Genomic DNA, 14,601 nt, shown 5'->3' with positions numbered 1-14,601 from the left:
TTGGTGGCTGCTACTTGGCCATGATGGGCCTGTTACCAGCGTAGTTGAAGCATCCGCCAGCGATTGCGCCGGCCAAAGTTGCTCCAGCAAACACGCCAAACAGACCGATGGGGTTCCCGGTTGCCAAGCCCCCGAAAAATCCTCCGACCATCCCGCCAACGATTCCATCGGTGCAGCTGTTTGAACCGCTGCCTTTGTTGACCGGTGTAGTGCCGGTTGCTCCATTGGCGGATCTGCCCATCCCACCGCTGACCGCGGCAATCTCGTCAAGTTCAAGCTCTGTCATTTCGTTTTCTTTCATTGGCGCCGACCCTTTCCGGGTACTGGCCGCCATCTCCCTGGAGATGACGACGGTCAAGCTCCCGCTTCACCCATGCACAAAGAATGAAGGCTGCTGGAAACAGCAAGCCTAGAAGAGTAACGGTCAAATGGTCAGGCTCGGCAAGCGTCAGGAAGCACGACACGTACAAGGCTGCCCCCACATAGAGTCCTCTTAGCAGGGCATCCCCTAGCGGACTCGAACGATTTGCTTGCGCCCGCTCTCGCGATGGCGCATCTTGCTGGCTTCCCATGGCCCTCTCCCGAGTTCGAACCGAGTGATGGTTCCGATACCCCTCAGTACCCACTGGGACGCACCAGTTGAATCAAATTTGTCGGGACTTACCCTTGCGTGACAGGTGTCAACTTCGATGCCAGGCGCAAATCTGGGGCCAGGCAATTGATCCAACGCAATCGCTCCGGGCTGAGTCGCACCTACGCTGAGTCGGTCAGAGTCTTGGTGGTGCCGAGGAGGCCGCGATGGCCCACGGCGAGCCGGAATCGTCCGACGCGCTGCGTCAGGCGATCGAAGAGCGCTTCGGTTGGTCCGCCTCCGTCCGGAGCACCTCGACACCGTGGCCTGGCCGCTGGCGCTTTGATCGGCAGGCCGCGCCAAAGCCGCCTTCTCCAACCAACAAGGAGTCCCCATGCGCACCATGAAAGCCGCCGTGGTCCACGCTTTCCGTGAGCCGCTCATCATCGAGGACCTGCCCATTCCCGAAGTTCGGGCCGGCCAGATCCTCGTCAAGCTCGCCGCCTGTGGCGTCTGCCACACGGACCTGCATGCTGCCGATGGCGACTGGCCGGTCAAGCCGCGCCTGCCCTTCATCCCGGGACACGAGGGCGTGGGCACCGTCGCGGCCGTCGGCGCTGGGGTCAAGCATGTTCGCGAGGGTGACCGCGTCGGCGTGCCGTGGCTGCACACGGCCTGCGGCCATTGCGAGCATTGCCTCACGGGGTGGGAGACCCTCTGCGATCACCAACAGATGACCGGCTACAGCGTCAACGGCGGCTTTGCCGAATACGTTCTCGCGGACCCCAACTACGTCGGCCACCTTCCGGCGCAGGGCTCGTTCGAGGCGCTCGCGCCGATCCTTTGTGCGGGTCTCACGGTCTACAAGGGATTGAAAGTGCTCGACGCCCGACCCGGCCAGTGGGTCGCTGTCGTGGGCGCAGGGGGGCTGGGCCACCTGGCCATCCAGTATGCCCGGGCGATGGGCTTCCATGTCGCCGCGGTGGATGTGGACGCCACCAAGCTTGGCCTGGCCGCGGCGCTGGGGGCGGAGCTTTGCGTCAACGCACTCGAAGGCGATCCCGCCGACGTCTTGCATCGGGAGCTGCAGGGCGTGCATGGGGCGTTGGTCACCGCCGTGTCGCGGCAGTCGTTCAGCCAGTCGCTGGCCATGCTGCGCAAGCGCGGCACCATGTCGATGGTCGGGCTGCCGCCGGGCGACTTCGCGCTGCCTATATTCGATGTCGTGCTCAACGCGAAGACGGTGCGTGGCTCTATCGTCGGCACACGCCAGGATCTCAACGAGGCGCTGCAGTTCGCCGCGGAGGGGAAGGTCCATGCCGAGACGACTCGGCATGCGCTGGAAGACGTCAACGTCATCTTCGACGCGCTCAGGCAAGGTCGCATCGAAGGCCGCGCCGTCCTGAGCTTCGAGTGAAGTGCTGGTAGGAACCGGTCAAGGAGCAAGGGATGACCTACAGAACGGTGATGGTGGGCTTGGATGGGGCCCCAACCTGCGCCGCACGCACCGAGGTGGCGATCCACCTGGCCCAGGACTTCGATGCCCATCTGATCGGCGTCGCGCCTACGGGCATGGTGGACCTGCCGGCTTGGCCAGGCGCGGCCGCGCTGCTCGGGGATGACGCGACGTCCGCCTGGCCGCTGCTGATCGAGAGGGCGGAGACGGCGGCAGGTGACTTTCGCGCGCGCTGCGAGGCCGCAAGGCTGCCGTCGTTCGAGGCCATCACCGACGAGGGTCCCGTCGCGACCTCCCTGGCCGGCCGCGCCCATTGCACCGACCTGTTGGTGATGAGCCAGCCGGATCCCGCGCGGGCCGATTACCGGTACGAACTGTCCACCCTGGAGCAGGTGCTGCTGCATGGCGCGCGGCCCAACTTGCTGGTGCCCCACACGCATCACGGGCCGGTGCGCATGCGGCGTATGCTCATCGGTTGGGACGAGAGCCGGGAAGCCGTACGCGCAATGACCGATGCGCTGCCCTTGCTCCGACAGGCCCAGCAGGTGCAGCTCGCCCATTGGCGGCACGACCCAGACGGCGGCCGAGCACTGCAGCGCCTGCACAGCATGCATCAGTGGTTGGCCTTCCAGGGGGTGGACGCGCAGCCTCAAGATCTGGTGACCACACGGCCGATCGGCGAGGCCATGCTGTCAGCCGCCTGCGACCTGAACACCGACCTGATCGTGATGGGGGCCTATGGTCATCCTCGCTGGTCCGAGTTCCTGTTCGGGGGCACGTCGAGAACCTTGCTGGGCGCGATGACGGTCCCTGTGCTCATGTCGCATTGACCAGCTTCTGGCATGGTCCCGCGCCGGCCCGAGGCTCAGTGCGAGACCAGCAGCGGCGCGGGCGAGGTTTCGAGCATGAAACGCGTGGTTCGGCCGATCCAGGGAGCGCGCCAGGTTTCCTGGCCGTAGGCGCCCATGACGACGAGGTTCGGATCGAGCAGTTCCGCCAGGCGCCGGAGCTGCAGCCCGGGTCGTGTCGTGAGGGTGACCGGGCGGTTCTGCGCAGCAACGCCTTGCCGGCGCAGCCAGTCGCGCAACGGCGGCCACCAATCCGTCAGGGCGGTGCAAACGGCTTCTCGGCAGATGAGCTGTACCACCTGTACCTCGACCGCGCGGCGGAGAAGGGGCAGCGCATCGGCAACCGCCCGCGCGCAGGCGCCGCTGCCATCCCATGCGATCAACACGTTCTGAACAGATAGCGGCCCCCTCCTCGTAGCGGGGAGGATGAGCAGCGGACGAGCCGCCAGGCGAAGCACCACCTCAAGGTCGTCGATGGTGAGTGGCCCTCCGTGCGGGCTCACCACTGGCTGCGTGACGACCAGCAGGTCCGCGGCGTGACTCGCCAGCACGAGGGCCGCCGAGGTTTGTCCGGCGCAGGGTGCGATATCGCCGCAACGGACCCCCGCAGCATCGCACTGGACGCGGAGGCGCTGGTGCATGGTGGCGCGATCACCCGACCCGGCGTCCATGGACGATCTCCAGCGCAGCGAGGAGGGCGTGCCGGTCTCGATGTCGGGGGCATTCGCACTGACGATCACGCCCGTCACGCGGGCGTCGAACCACCGGGCCAGCAACAGCGCAGCATTGATGCTTCGCTGCGCCGCGGCACCCCGGCCGACATGTACGGCGATGGACCGCCATCCGCCGGCGTCAGCGTTCATGGCGCGTGACCGGATTCCTTGACGATCATCACCGGCACCGGCGACAGCCGCGCCACCAGTTCCGCATCGCTGCCGAGCAGTGCGCGGCTGACGCCGCGGCGACCGTGGGATCCGATCACGATGAGGCCGGCGTGCTCCCTCACGGCGTGCTCCACGATCGCTTCAGCCGTGCGACGTCCACCCGCGTCCAGGATCGTGCGCTGGGCGGGCAGGGCGTCCTCTGCCAAGTGTCGGGTTGCCTGCGACAGAATTGCCTCAGCCGCAGAACGTTGCGATGAGCGCGATGCCTCGAGCATGGCACCGTCAGAAAACTCCACGTTGAGCGGCAGGTCGTACATCACGTAGACCAGTTCCAGCTCGGCAGGTTGTCCGTGCAGCAGTACGGCGGCGGCGGCCAGCGCAGCGTTTGCGGGTGGGCTGCCGTCATAGGCAAGTAGCACTTTGCGGTACATGGTCGACCTCAGCGAACGATGTGTTGAAGGGCCTGTGTGGAAGGCCCGGCCCCGTGCAGATGCCGTCCGCCCACAGATCGATGGCGTGCGGCTCGCGGACACGGATACGGATACGGATACGGATGCGGATGCGGATGCGGATGCGGATGCGGATGCGGATGCGGATACGGACTTGATGAGGACCATTCTGGTGAGGCGTTCGGCAGGCCAATTGCGTTTGCGCAACCCGGCATCGGATGCCCTGGTTCGGGGGGCATCCGCATTGTTCTCTGATGTATGTCAATTGGTCTGCTTGTGCGCGAGATATGGTGGCTCTAACGTTGCCCAGCGCGCTTCGAAGGCGCCATGGTCTGCGATGTGTGAGGCGTCCTTTGACGGGCGCTGGGTCGTCGGGCCAATCAAGGAGCGACGTGATGACGACAACAGGGACGGCCGGTTCGCAGGAAGGCGACGCCGTGCGTTGCACAGGAATGGATCTGCTGCGCTGGGGTGGCATGCCGATCGAAGAAGCGACTTCATTGCGGGACGTGAGTTTCCCCGTGAAGTGGCTGTCCGCAGGGCAATTGTTGGTGCTGGAGGGGGCGCCGCTGGAGAGCCTGTATTTCGTGCGCTCAGGCACACTGAAGGTGTTCCAGACCGAGTGTGACGGCTATGAGCAGGTCCATGCGTTCGCGCTGAAGGGCGACATCCTCGCGCTGGATGGTCTGCACGACGAGCGCCATGCCACGGCCGCGACGGCGCTGGAGCCGTCTTCCGTGGCCGTGCTGGCGCTGCGGGAGTGGCAACGCGCGACCCGGGAGCATCCGTTGCTGGCGCGCCTGCAGGCCCGAGCGGCGAGCCTGGAGCTGGCGCGGCGCGGCGCCACCTTGCACAACATGGCGGCCGTCGCGGCGGAAGTGCGGCTGGCGCGGTTCCTTCTTCAGCTGTCGGCCCGACAGGCCCTGCTCGAGTTTTCGCCGTGCAAGCTGCGGCTGCGCATGAGCCGGCGCGACATCGCAAGCCTGCTGGGCGTGTCGCACGAGTCGGTCAGCCGCTCGCTGGGCATCCTGGCGACGGAGGGCCTGATCCGTGTGAACCACAGGGAGGTGGACCTCGTGGACGAGGGCGGGCTGGTCGCTCGCCAGAGCACGACCCGTCCGGAGCGCGATGCACCTCGACTGACGGCGCATTGAAGGGAAGGGGCGGTGACGGTGGCGGGCGGCCCGGGCGGACCGCCCCTTCTTTTTCGTCAGTCCCGCGTCACGAGGAAGACATACAGGCGGCTGAGCAACCCCAGCACTGCCAGCACCGCCAAGCCCACCACCACAAGCGCACGCCAGCTCATCGGACAGCCCCCCCGGCGGCGGGCGTGTCCTTGTCCAGCGGGCCGACGAGCAGGACCGGCAGGGGGCTGTCGCGCAGCACCACCAGCGCGTCGCTTCCAAGCAGCATGCGGGACAAGCCGCGCCGCCCATGCGTGCCCATGACGATCAGGTCGCATTCCAGCTCACGGGCCTGCCGGACGATCTCCGCACCGGCGTGGGCGTCGAGCGATTCCTTCAGCACGATGGAGACAGGTAGTTGGGCGTCCTGGACTTCGAGGGCCGCGGCGGCAAGGAGGTCGTTGGCGGCCTCGCGCCGTGGCGCCAGCTCAAGTTCCAGCTGTCCGGTGAGCCCGGCATAGCCGAAGAACGGGTAGACATCCAGCACGTGCAGCAGCGTGATGCGGGCGTTAAGAGGCGCTGCGAGCGCGATAGCCTCGCGCAGACCTCTAGCGGCGGTCGCGCTGCCGTCCAGGGGAACCAGGAGAGAGTGGTACATCTGCGGCTCCTCGGTTCAGTTGGACAAGGCTTCTGGCGGAGGCCGGCGAACCAGCATCACCGGCACGGGGCCCTTATTGGCGGTGACGCTGCCGTCGATGGGTAGGAGGATTCTCTTGTACATGCGGTACTCCCGCGGCCCGGGAACACGGGCTCACGCCGGGCCGCCGACGATGAGCTCACTGATTCTGGAAAGTGCGTGGCCGTTGCCGATTGAGCAAACGCAGGTGCTCCCCGAAGTTTCGGAACAACACCGTGTCGCCGCGAATGAGCAACAGACCTTCGAATGTCCAGCCGGTGGTCACCGTGGTTCGACCGAAGTTCAGGAAGTCCAGCAGGAACGGACCGGTGCGCTGCCGCTCCAGCTCTCCGAAACGAAGGGCGTAGACCCGGCAGGCCGGTTGCGCCAGCAGGCAGTTGCCTATGCCCCGGTCCCTTGCGATCCCCCGATAGGGGGCAGGGCGAGGGGGCTGGATCGGGTCCTGGCATACAGCAGGCTGTCGATGACCTCGCCGTCCTTGAACACGCTGTTGCGGCACACCGCTTCCTGGGTAAATCCGCCGCGTTCCAGCACGCGGGCCGAGGCGGGGTTCCAGGCAAACACGGCGGCCTGCAGCCGCTCCAGCTGCGTGGTGGCCAGCAGATGCTGGGCCCAGGCGCGCAGGGCGGCCGTGGCAATGCCCCGTCCCCAATGATCCCGGGCGACCCAGTACCCCACGTCGGCCGTGAGCGCGTGAATGCCCGTGCCCAATTCAACGCCGATGCCGCCGACGATCTCGCTATCCAGTGTGATGGCCACATGCATCGGTGGATCCTCACGGTTTGCAATGGCCACCCAATCCCGCGCGTCCTGCTCGCCGTAGGGGTGCGGGAACAGATGCGTCAGGTTGCGCCAGATCATCCGGTCATTGGCCAGGGCGGCCAGCGGCTGAATGTCAGCGTCGCACCAGGGGCGCAACTGGCAAAGAGGAAGCTCGGTCTGAAGGTTCATGGGATGGCGAGGCGATGCACTGCACCGGGGGCGGCGAGGTAGCCAGAGGCATGGGGTGGCAGGCAGGGCGCCACATCGTCGCACATCCGGGGTGGCACATCCCCTTACTCAGGCTGGTGTCAGCCAGCCCCTGAAGAATGGGCAGATCAATCAACGTATTCCGGAGACTTACGCACCATGTGGAAACTCGTCCTTGGCTTCATCGTTTTTGCCGGCCTGGCGCTGTTTGTGTTGATGCGCAGCGGCGGCAACATCGACATGACCGGCGAGAAGCATGACGTGACGGGGGGGCATGCCGACACCTCGGCCAGCGCCGCGCCCCTGAGCCCTGCAGCCTCGGAGGCGGCTTCCAGCGCGTCGCAATAGTTCAGGGCAGCGGCTGCGGCTCACGCAGCGGTGCCTGCACCGGCAGGCGCATCAGCATGCGGGTGCCTTCGCCCGGCGTGCTGGTCACCTCAATCTGCCCGCCCAACACGTTGGTCACGATGTTGTGCACGATGTGCATGCCCAGGCCCGATCCGCCCTTGCCCAGCTTGGTGGTGAAAAAAGGGTCGAAGATGCGCCGCACCACCGAGGCATCCATCCCACGGCCATCGTCCTGCACCAACAGCGCCACCTCGGTGTCGCTCACGCCGTGGCAGCGCACCAGTACCTGGCCGTGGTCGCGCCCCTCGAAGGCGTGCACCAGCGTGTTCATGAGCAGGTTGGTCAACACCTGGCCCAACGCACCCGGGTAGCTGCTCATCCGCAAGGCCGGTGCCAGCTCGGTCTCGATCCGGTAGGGCGTGTGCTTGAAGCTCGGCTCCACCATCACCAGCACGTCTTCCACGACCTGGGCCAGCTCGAACTCACGCCGGGTGTCGCTCGTCTGGTCGATGGCCACCTGCTTGAAGTCACGCACCAGGTCGGCGGCCTTCTGCACATTGCGGTGCAGGATGTCCTGGCCCCGGCGCGTGTCCTTCACCAGGTCTTCCAGCTGGCTGCGACGCATCGGTGTGTTGTCCGTCAGCATGCGGTCGAGCTTGGCCCAGCGGTCTTCCAGCGCGGAAACCACCGTCAAGGCGTTACCCAGCGGCGTGTTGAGCTCATGCGCCACGCCGGCCACCAGCCGGCCCAGGGAGGCCAGCTTTTCCGATTCCACCAGCTCGCGCTGCGCGGTCTTGAGATTGGCCAGCGCCTGCGTCACCTCGGCATTGGCCTGTGTCAGTTCATAGGTGCGTTGCGCCACCTGTTCCTCCAGCGTGGAGGCATGGCCGCGCAAGTCGTCAAAGGCCTTGAGCAGGGCCAGCCGCATGCGCTCCATGGCCTTGCCCACACGGGCAATCTCATCCTCGCCACCCAGCTCCAATGGTTTGTCCAACTGGCCGGCGGCGAGTTCGTCGGCCGCGAGCGAGAGCCGGGCCATCGGGTGAAGCACGCGCCGCTGCAGCACCATCAGGATCAGGCCCAGCGAGAGGGTCAGCGTCAGCAGGCTGCGCCACAGCATGTTCCAGAGGTCGGCCCGTTTGCGCGCCATCAGCGGCTCTGCGCTCATCACCACCGTCAGCCGGGCGATCTCCCGGCCGTCGCGCAGCACCGAGCGTGTATCGCTGAGCGTCAGGCGCTCATCGCCGCCGGCACGATGGAATTCGATGAAGGCCTGCTGCGCCGCGCTTTCGGTCACGACGACGGACACGAAGCGCGGGTCATCCACCTGGGCCTTCACCATCGGCTCGGCCAGGTCTGGGGACACCTGCCAGATCGGCTCGGCCAGTGACAGCGCCAGCACCTCGGTCGCCCGGGTGAGGTCACGCCGCAGGTCATCCATGACGGTCTGCCGGCTGAGCTGCTGTTCATACAACAGCACCGCTGCCGTGGGCAGCAGCAGGCCGACCAGCAAGGCCAGCATCACGGCGTTGCGCAGTGAACTTCTGATCAGGGCCACTACGACCTTTCAGGGTTGCCGATGGGTGGGGTGTCACGGATTATCACGTGCCCGATGGACGCTGTTGATGCGGCGAAACGCGCACCTGCGGCCGTGCGAGCGTCGCGCTCGCGTGGGCAAGCATGCCTTGCCCCTTGGCGAATACCCTTGCCCGGCGGCTTCCTAGAATCCCCGGCATGAGCAGTTCCCCCCGTGTGGCCGACGATGCCGCTGCGCCCAACCCTCACCCGTCCTGGTCCGGCTGGCTGCTGGCCGTCGGTGGCGCCATCGGTTTTTCCGGCAAGGCCATCATCGTCAAGCTGGCTTATCGCCACGGGGTGGATGCCGTCACTCTGCTGATGCTGCGCATGCTGCTGGCGCTGCCCTTGTTCCTGGCGCTGGCCTGGTGGGCCGGCCGGGGGCGCCCGGCGCTCACCGGGCGGGACAAGCTGGCCGTTCTGGGGCTGGGCTTCAGTGGCTACTACTTGGCCAGCTTCCTGGACTTTGCCGGCCTGGCTTATGTCAGCGCCAGCTTCGAACGCCTGGTGCTCTATCTCAACCCGACCCTGGTGCTGCTGCTGGGCTGGCTGCTGTTCGGCCGCCGGGTCGGGCTGCGGCAAGCCCTGGCCCTGTCGGTCAGTTATGCCGGTGTGCTGCTGGTCTTTGGCCATGAGCTGAAGGTGCAGGGCAGCAACATCGGCCTGGGAGCCGCGCTGGTCTTTGGCAGCGCCGTGGCCTACGCCGTGTACCTGGTCTACGGCGGCGAGCTGGTTCGGCGCCTGGGGGCGTTGCGGCTGACCGGGCTGGCGACCTCCGTGGCCTGCGTCTTGTGCATCGGGCAGTTCCTGCTGCTGCGCCCGGTCGGCCTGCTGGCGGAATTGCCCACGGCCGTCTGGAGCCTCTCCGTGGTGAACGCGCTGGCCTGCACCTTTGCTCCGGTGCTGATGGTGATGATGGCCATCGAGCGCGTCGGGGCGGGTGTCGCCGCACAGACCGGCATGGTCGGTCCCATGTCCACGATACTCATGGGCGTGCTGATCCTGGACGAACCGCTCACCGGATGGGTGGTGGCCGGGACAGCACTGGTGCTGGGCGGGGTGTGGTTGCTGGCGCGTTGGCGCCAGGCCTGAAGTTCCGGCCCGCACCGCCCCAAAAGCCAAGTGCAAGCGACGAGTGCAGGAGAACAACGATGGATCTGGGACTGTCGGGCCGCTGGGCCCTGGTGTGCGCGGCCTCCAAGGGCCTGGGCGCAGGGTGCGCCGAGGCCTTGGTGGCCGAAGGTGTGAACGTGGTGATCACCGCGCGCGGTGAGGAAGCCCTTCGGGCGCAGGCCGCACGGCTGCGCAGCCTCAACCCCGCCGTCCAGGTCGTGGCCGTGGCGGGGGACATCACCACCGAAGCCGGCCGTGCCGCCGCGCTGCAGGCCTGCCCGCAGGTGGACATCCTGGTGAACAACGCCGGCGGGCCCCCGCCCGGGGACTTCCGCCACTGGGGCCGTGAGCAATGGCTCGCAGCGCTGGATGCCAACATGCTCACTCCCATCGAGCTGATCAAGGCCACGGTGGACGGCATGGCGCAGCGCGGCTTTGGCCGCATCGTCAACATCACCTCGGGCGCGGTGAAGGCGCCCATCGATGTGCTCGGGCTCTCCAACGGCGCACGCAGCGGCCTCACCGGCTTTGTGGCCGGGCTGGCCCGCCAACCGCAACTGGCCAGCCGCAACGTCACCATCAACAACCTGCTGCCGGGCGCCTTCGACACTGAACGGCTCCAGAAGACGCTGGTGGCCGGTGCGGAGAAATCCGGCCAGCCCTTGGACAAGGTGCGTGAGACCCGCATGGCCGGCATCCCGAGCCGGCGCTTCGGCTCTGCCAGCGAGTTCGGCGCCCTCTGCGCCATGCTCTGCAGCGCCCATGCCGGTTACCTGACGGGGCAGAACATCCTGCTGGATGGTGGCGCGTATCCCGGGAGCTTCTGACCCGGGAGCTTCTGACTCAGCCACCGCTTCGGCCGGCTGATCCACCAGGCAGGGGCTGTCCGCGGCCACTCCTGCAGCTTCTCCGGGACCCTGGCAGGATACGCCATCCCCGAGTGACGCAGAGGAGAGACTTCATGAGCGAACGTGCCGTGCGCTTGGCCCAGGCCGGTGGACCGGAAGTGATGCAGATCCAGGCGGTGGAGGTCGGTGACCCGGGCCCCGGCGAGGTCCGCATCCGTCAGCGGGCCGCTGGCCTGAACTTCATCGACATCTACCAGCGCAGCGGTGTCTACAACCTGCCCATGCCCTCCGGCTTGGGCATGGAAGGCGCCGGCATCGTGGAGGCGGTGGGGGAGGGCGTGACCCACCTCAAGCCCGGCTACCGCGTGGCCTACGCGAGCAATCCCATCGGGGCTTATGCCACCGCCCGCGTCCTGCCCGCGCGCTGCGTCGTGAGGCTGCCGGAAAGTCTCAGTTTCGAGCAGGGGGCCGCCATGATGCTCAAGGGCCTGACCGTGCAGTACCTGTTGCGCAAGACGCTGCCGCAGGGGGGCCTGCAGGCTGGGGATTTTGTGTTGTTTCACGCCGCCGCCGGTGGCGTGGGCCTGATTGCGTGCCAATGGGCCAAGGCGCTGGGGTTGCGCCTGATTGCCACCGCCGGCAGCGACGCCAAGTGCGAACTGGCCCTGCGGCACGGCGCAGCCGTCGCCATCAACTACCAGCGAGACAACTTCGCCGACCGGGTCAAGGAGATCACCGGCGGGGAGGGCGTGAAGGTGGTGTACGACTCCGTGGGCGCCTCCACCTTCGAGGGCTCGTTGGCCTGCCTGCGTGCCTTTGGCTTGATGGTCAGCTTCGGCAACGCCTCCGGTGTGGTGCCACCGGTGCCCATCGGCGCACTGGCGGCCAAGGGCCTGTACCTCACCCGTCCGTCGCTGTTCCAGCATCTCAGCTCTCGCGAGGCCACGCAGGCCATGGCAGACGAGCTGTTCAGCATGGTTCACAACGGAAGCGTGAAGATCGAGGTGGAACAGCGTTATGCGCTGGACGATGTGCAGCAGGCCCATCGGGACATGGAAAGTCGCAGCACCACGGGTGCCAGCATCCTGCTGTTGAACTGACCCCGGCGGCGGCGCCTGCTGAGGCCTGCTGTCCCTCAGGCGTGCTGTTGCTGGGCCGGCGGCAGCTGGTCGAAGTCGGCCGCCACCGTGTCCGCGGACATCGGATCATCCACGGCCGAGGGCGGCGTGCTGATGCGGGTGATGCCCATGCCCACCGTTGAGGGCAGTTCATCCAGCCCGGCCGGCACGGTGGGCGCCAGCCCGTCGCTGTCGGTGTCGTCGGTGTCCACCGGCAGATCCACGGTTTCGGTGCGCAGCACCTCGTCCAGCACCACCGGCTGCGCCAGTTTCACTTCGAAGCTGAAGCAGGAGCCCGAGCCGTGCTGGCTCTCCACCTGCACCTCGCCCCCCATCAGCTCCACCAGACGCTTGACGATGGTCAGGCCCAGTCCGGTGCCGCCGTAGCGGCGGGTGATGCTGCCATCCGCCTGGGTGAAGGGGCTGAAGATCTGGGCAATCTGCTCCGGCGTCATGCCAATGCCGGTGTCGTGCACCGCGATGCGCAGGCGCAGCGGGCCACCCACACCGGCCGTCTCGTCGTCGGCGGCGGTGGCGCGTGCAATTTCCACCCGCACCTCACCGGTCTCGGTGAACTTGAGTGCGTTGCCCACCAGGTTCACCAGGATCTGACGCAACCGCAGCGCATCACCCAGCAGATGCTGCGGGACGCCCGGCTGGATGCGGGCATGCAGCTGCAGGCCCTTTTCATGTGCCTGCAGCAGCATGGGGTGCAGGGCTTCACGCAGGCAGTCCTGCAGGCTGAATGGTGCCTGGTCGATGATCACGCGGCCGGCTTCGATCTTGGCGATGTCCAGCAGGTCGTTGATGATGACCATCAGGCCCTTGGCCGAACTGTGCGCCAGCTCGATGAACTTGCGCTGGCGTTCGTTCAGTTCCGTCTGCAGCACGAGCTCAGTGAGGCCCAGCACGCCGTTCATCGGCGTACGGATCTCGTGGCTCATGTTGGCCAGGAAGGAGCTCTTGGCCTGGCTGGCAGCTTCTGCCGCTTCGCGCGCCGCCTCCAGCTGGGCCTGCGTGGTCTTGAAATCGCTGATGTCGCGGGCGTTGAGCTGCAGCACCACGTCGCCGCTCACCGGGTCGCGCATGGGGCGGGCATCTACCGCGTGCCAGCGCCGCCCGTTGGCGGTGTGCAGTTCCAGCTCAGCGCTGAAGGTCTGGCCGGCGCGAGCCTGGGCCACGATGCGCCGAGCCAGTTCCGGGTCGGGGAACATGGCGCTGAAATCGGTGGCGCCGATGGTCTTGCGCAGGCCGTTGAAGCACATGGCCGCCGCCGGGTTGCGCATCAGCACACTGCCATCGCGCAGCGAGAACACGGCGATGCGCACGGAGGTGTGTTGCAGCGCCTCGACGCCACGCAGCAGGCTCTTGTCCACACCGCTGACCAGCGAATCCGCGGCAAACAGCATCACCTGGCGCTTGTCGGGGGTGCGGATGCCACGGGAGACCAGCATCACCGTGGTGGGCTGCCCCTTCGGGTAAAGCGTCCACTGCTCGCGGACCACCTTGCCTTGGGCATGGTCCGCGGCGGCCACGGCCAGGCGTTCGGCCACGGCGGGGCTGGTGTCGGTCAGGTCGCGGGAGAGAAATTCCTCGGCGCTGTCGGCGCGCCAGAAGCTCAGGGCGGCGGCATTCGCCCAAAGGTTGCGAAGGCGCTCCTGGTCATAGACCCACATTGGCACATCCAGCCAGTCGTAGTGGGTCAGACAAGAGAAGTCGAGCATGGGGGCGGTGGGGACGTGGCCGCGTGGTTACATTCGGGTCGCAGGCATTGTCGCTGCCCCGGGCCGACTGTCCATCCTTCATCATGCCTATTCCGTCACGCGGCCGGGGTGCCTGTTCGCGAGTGTGGCCAAGAGCGCGATGCCCGTCACGGCGGGCTTCCCCGGTGTTGCCGGTTTGCGATGAGCTTTTTATCTTCTTTGTCAGATCGGCCGCTTCTGTGTCCATCCGGCGGGCTGGCGCACCTCGCACGGCGAGGGCGTCTATCGCTCGATCGGCCCTGTTTTGGTTACATCTGAAGGCGCCCCGCAAGGAGGCTGCCCAGGGCGCTCATGCGGGCCAGGTGTGTCCCCGGGGCGATGGCCTCAGTTGCGCTTGACCCGCCGCAGCTCGTCCCATACCAGCAGGACAGCGCCCACGGTGATGGCGCTGTCCGCCACGTTGAACGACGGGTAGTACCACTGGCTCCAGTGGAACTGCAGGAAGTCCACCACGTAGCCGTGCAGCAACCGGTCCACCACATTGCCGATGGCGCCGCCCAGGATCAGGCTCAGTGCCGTGGCAAAGAGGGTCTGGTGGCCGTGGCGGCGCAGCAGCCACACGATGAACACCGTGGCCGCGAGGCCCAGCACGACGAAGAACCAGCGCTGCCAGCCCGAGGCCCCGGCCAGGAAACTGAAGGCCGCTCCGGTGTTGTGCATGCGGACCAGGTTGAAGAAGCTGGTGACGTAGCGGCTGTCCCCGTATTGGAAGCTGTTGAGGATCAGTACCTTGGTGAACTGGTCCGCCATGATCACCAGCAGGGCCAGACCCAGCCACTGGACGAGGCGGGCGGAAGAGGGGGCAGCGGACGAAGACTTGGCCATGACAGATGCGGGC

15 protein-coding genes are annotated in these 14,601 nt (G+C 66.7%); 7 read left to right on the top strand and 8 right to left on the bottom strand.

What is annotated here, in order from left to right; translation table 11 throughout:
* Window positions 1–10: 10 nt before the first annotated feature.
* Window positions 11–358 carry a hypothetical protein gene (locus BMY53_RS25310; protein ID WP_143073889.1) on the bottom strand — a complete coding sequence of 116 codons (348 nt, stop codon included), beginning with the start codon at window positions 356–358 and terminating at the stop codon, window positions 11–13.
* Between the two features lie 607 nt (window positions 359–965).
* Here BMY53_RS25310 and adhP point away from each other — a divergent pair.
* Together adhP and BMY53_RS02810 are read left to right on the top strand one after the other, a co-directional pair.
* Window positions 966–1,988, top strand: a complete 1,023-nt coding sequence (gene adhP / locus BMY53_RS02815) for an alcohol dehydrogenase AdhP (RefSeq protein WP_255370002.1) — start codon at window positions 966–968, stop codon at window positions 1,986–1,988.
* Window positions 1,989–2,020: 32 nt separating this feature from the next.
* A complete protein-coding gene (locus BMY53_RS02810; protein ID WP_092943353.1) occupies window positions 2,021–2,857 on the top strand; it encodes a universal stress protein in 837 nt (278 codons plus the stop codon).
* Window positions 2,858–2,892: 35 nt separating this feature from the next.
* Here BMY53_RS02810 and BMY53_RS02805 read toward each other — a convergent pair whose 3' ends face one another.
* Window positions 2,893–3,738 carry a universal stress protein gene (locus BMY53_RS02805; protein ID WP_092943351.1) on the bottom strand — a complete coding sequence of 282 codons (846 nt, stop codon included), beginning with the start codon at window positions 3,736–3,738 and terminating at the stop codon, window positions 2,893–2,895.
* Window positions 3,735–4,190, bottom strand: coding sequence for a universal stress protein (locus tag BMY53_RS02800; RefSeq protein WP_177200687.1), 456 nt, complete (start codon window positions 4,188–4,190; stop codon window positions 3,735–3,737). Before BMY53_RS02800 ends, BMY53_RS02805 begins: the two co-directional genes overlap by 4 nt.
* 413 nt (window positions 4,191–4,603) lie before the next feature.
* On the opposite strand from BMY53_RS02800, the gene BMY53_RS02795 reads away from it, so the two are divergent.
* The gene (locus BMY53_RS02795; protein ID WP_177200686.1) at window positions 4,604–5,362 is read left to right on the top strand and encodes a Crp/Fnr family transcriptional regulator; all 759 of its coding nucleotides are present in this window, start codon (window positions 4,604–4,606) and stop codon (window positions 5,360–5,362) included.
* A gap of 148 nt (window positions 5,363–5,510) precedes the next feature.
* Here BMY53_RS02795 and BMY53_RS02790 read toward each other — a convergent pair whose 3' ends face one another.
* Complete coding sequence (locus tag BMY53_RS02790) at window positions 5,511–5,990, bottom strand: universal stress protein (RefSeq protein WP_092943345.1); 480 nt, start codon at window positions 5,988–5,990, stop codon at window positions 5,511–5,513.
* A gap of 420 nt (window positions 5,991–6,410) precedes the next feature.
* The gene (locus BMY53_RS02785) at window positions 6,411–6,980 is read right to left on the bottom strand and encodes a GNAT family N-acetyltransferase (RefSeq protein WP_092943343.1); all 570 of its coding nucleotides are present in this window, start codon (window positions 6,978–6,980) and stop codon (window positions 6,411–6,413) included.
* A 177-nt stretch (window positions 6,981–7,157) separates the two neighbouring features.
* On the opposite strand from BMY53_RS02785, the gene BMY53_RS02780 reads away from it, so the two are divergent.
* Window positions 7,158–7,346 carry a hypothetical protein gene (locus BMY53_RS02780; RefSeq protein WP_092943341.1) on the top strand — a complete coding sequence of 63 codons (189 nt, stop codon included), beginning with the start codon at window positions 7,158–7,160 and terminating at the stop codon, window positions 7,344–7,346.
* A 1-nt stretch (window position 7,347) separates the two neighbouring features.
* On the opposite strand, the gene BMY53_RS02775 is transcribed toward BMY53_RS02780, so the two are convergent.
* Window positions 7,348–8,904, bottom strand: a complete 1,557-nt coding sequence (locus BMY53_RS02775; protein WP_092943339.1) for a sensor histidine kinase — start codon at window positions 8,902–8,904, stop codon at window positions 7,348–7,350.
* A gap of 176 nt (window positions 8,905–9,080) precedes the next feature.
* Here BMY53_RS02775 and BMY53_RS02770 point away from each other — a divergent pair, with 176 nt between their 5' ends.
* The 3 genes from BMY53_RS02770 to BMY53_RS02760 all read left to right on the top strand — a co-directional run bounded on the left by BMY53_RS02770 (window position 9,081) and on the right by BMY53_RS02760 (window position 11,982).
* Window positions 9,081–10,013 carry a DMT family transporter gene (locus BMY53_RS02770; RefSeq protein ID WP_092943337.1) on the top strand — a complete coding sequence of 311 codons (933 nt, stop codon included), beginning with the start codon at window positions 9,081–9,083 and terminating at the stop codon, window positions 10,011–10,013.
* 59 nt (window positions 10,014–10,072) lie between these two features.
* Complete coding sequence (locus BMY53_RS02765; RefSeq protein WP_092943335.1) at window positions 10,073–10,861, top strand: SDR family oxidoreductase; 789 nt, start codon at window positions 10,073–10,075, stop codon at window positions 10,859–10,861.
* A gap of 134 nt (window positions 10,862–10,995) precedes the next feature.
* Complete coding sequence (locus BMY53_RS02760) at window positions 10,996–11,982, top strand: quinone oxidoreductase family protein (protein WP_092943333.1); 987 nt, start codon at window positions 10,996–10,998, stop codon at window positions 11,980–11,982.
* Window positions 11,983–12,017: 35 nt separating this feature from the next.
* Here the strand turns inward: BMY53_RS02760 and BMY53_RS02755 are convergent, their stop codons facing one another.
* Both BMY53_RS02755 and lspA read right to left on the bottom strand, forming a co-directional pair.
* Window positions 12,018–13,724 (bottom strand): hybrid sensor histidine kinase/response regulator, encoded by a 1,707-nt coding sequence (locus tag BMY53_RS02755; RefSeq protein ID WP_092943331.1) that lies wholly within the window; start codon window positions 13,722–13,724, stop codon window positions 12,018–12,020.
* Window positions 13,725–14,087: 363 nt separating this feature from the next.
* Complete coding sequence (gene lspA, locus BMY53_RS02750) at window positions 14,088–14,588, bottom strand: signal peptidase II (protein WP_092943329.1); 501 nt, start codon at window positions 14,586–14,588, stop codon at window positions 14,088–14,090.
* Between the last annotated feature and the right edge of the window lie 13 nt (window positions 14,589–14,601).

This window comes from Roseateles sp. YR242 (genome assembly GCF_900109745.1).
Taxonomy (GTDB): Bacteria; Pseudomonadota; Gammaproteobacteria; order Burkholderiales; family Burkholderiaceae_C; genus Roseateles.
Note: the sequence above shows the minus strand (reverse complement) of the source record. Positions and strands in the feature narration are given on the sequence as shown.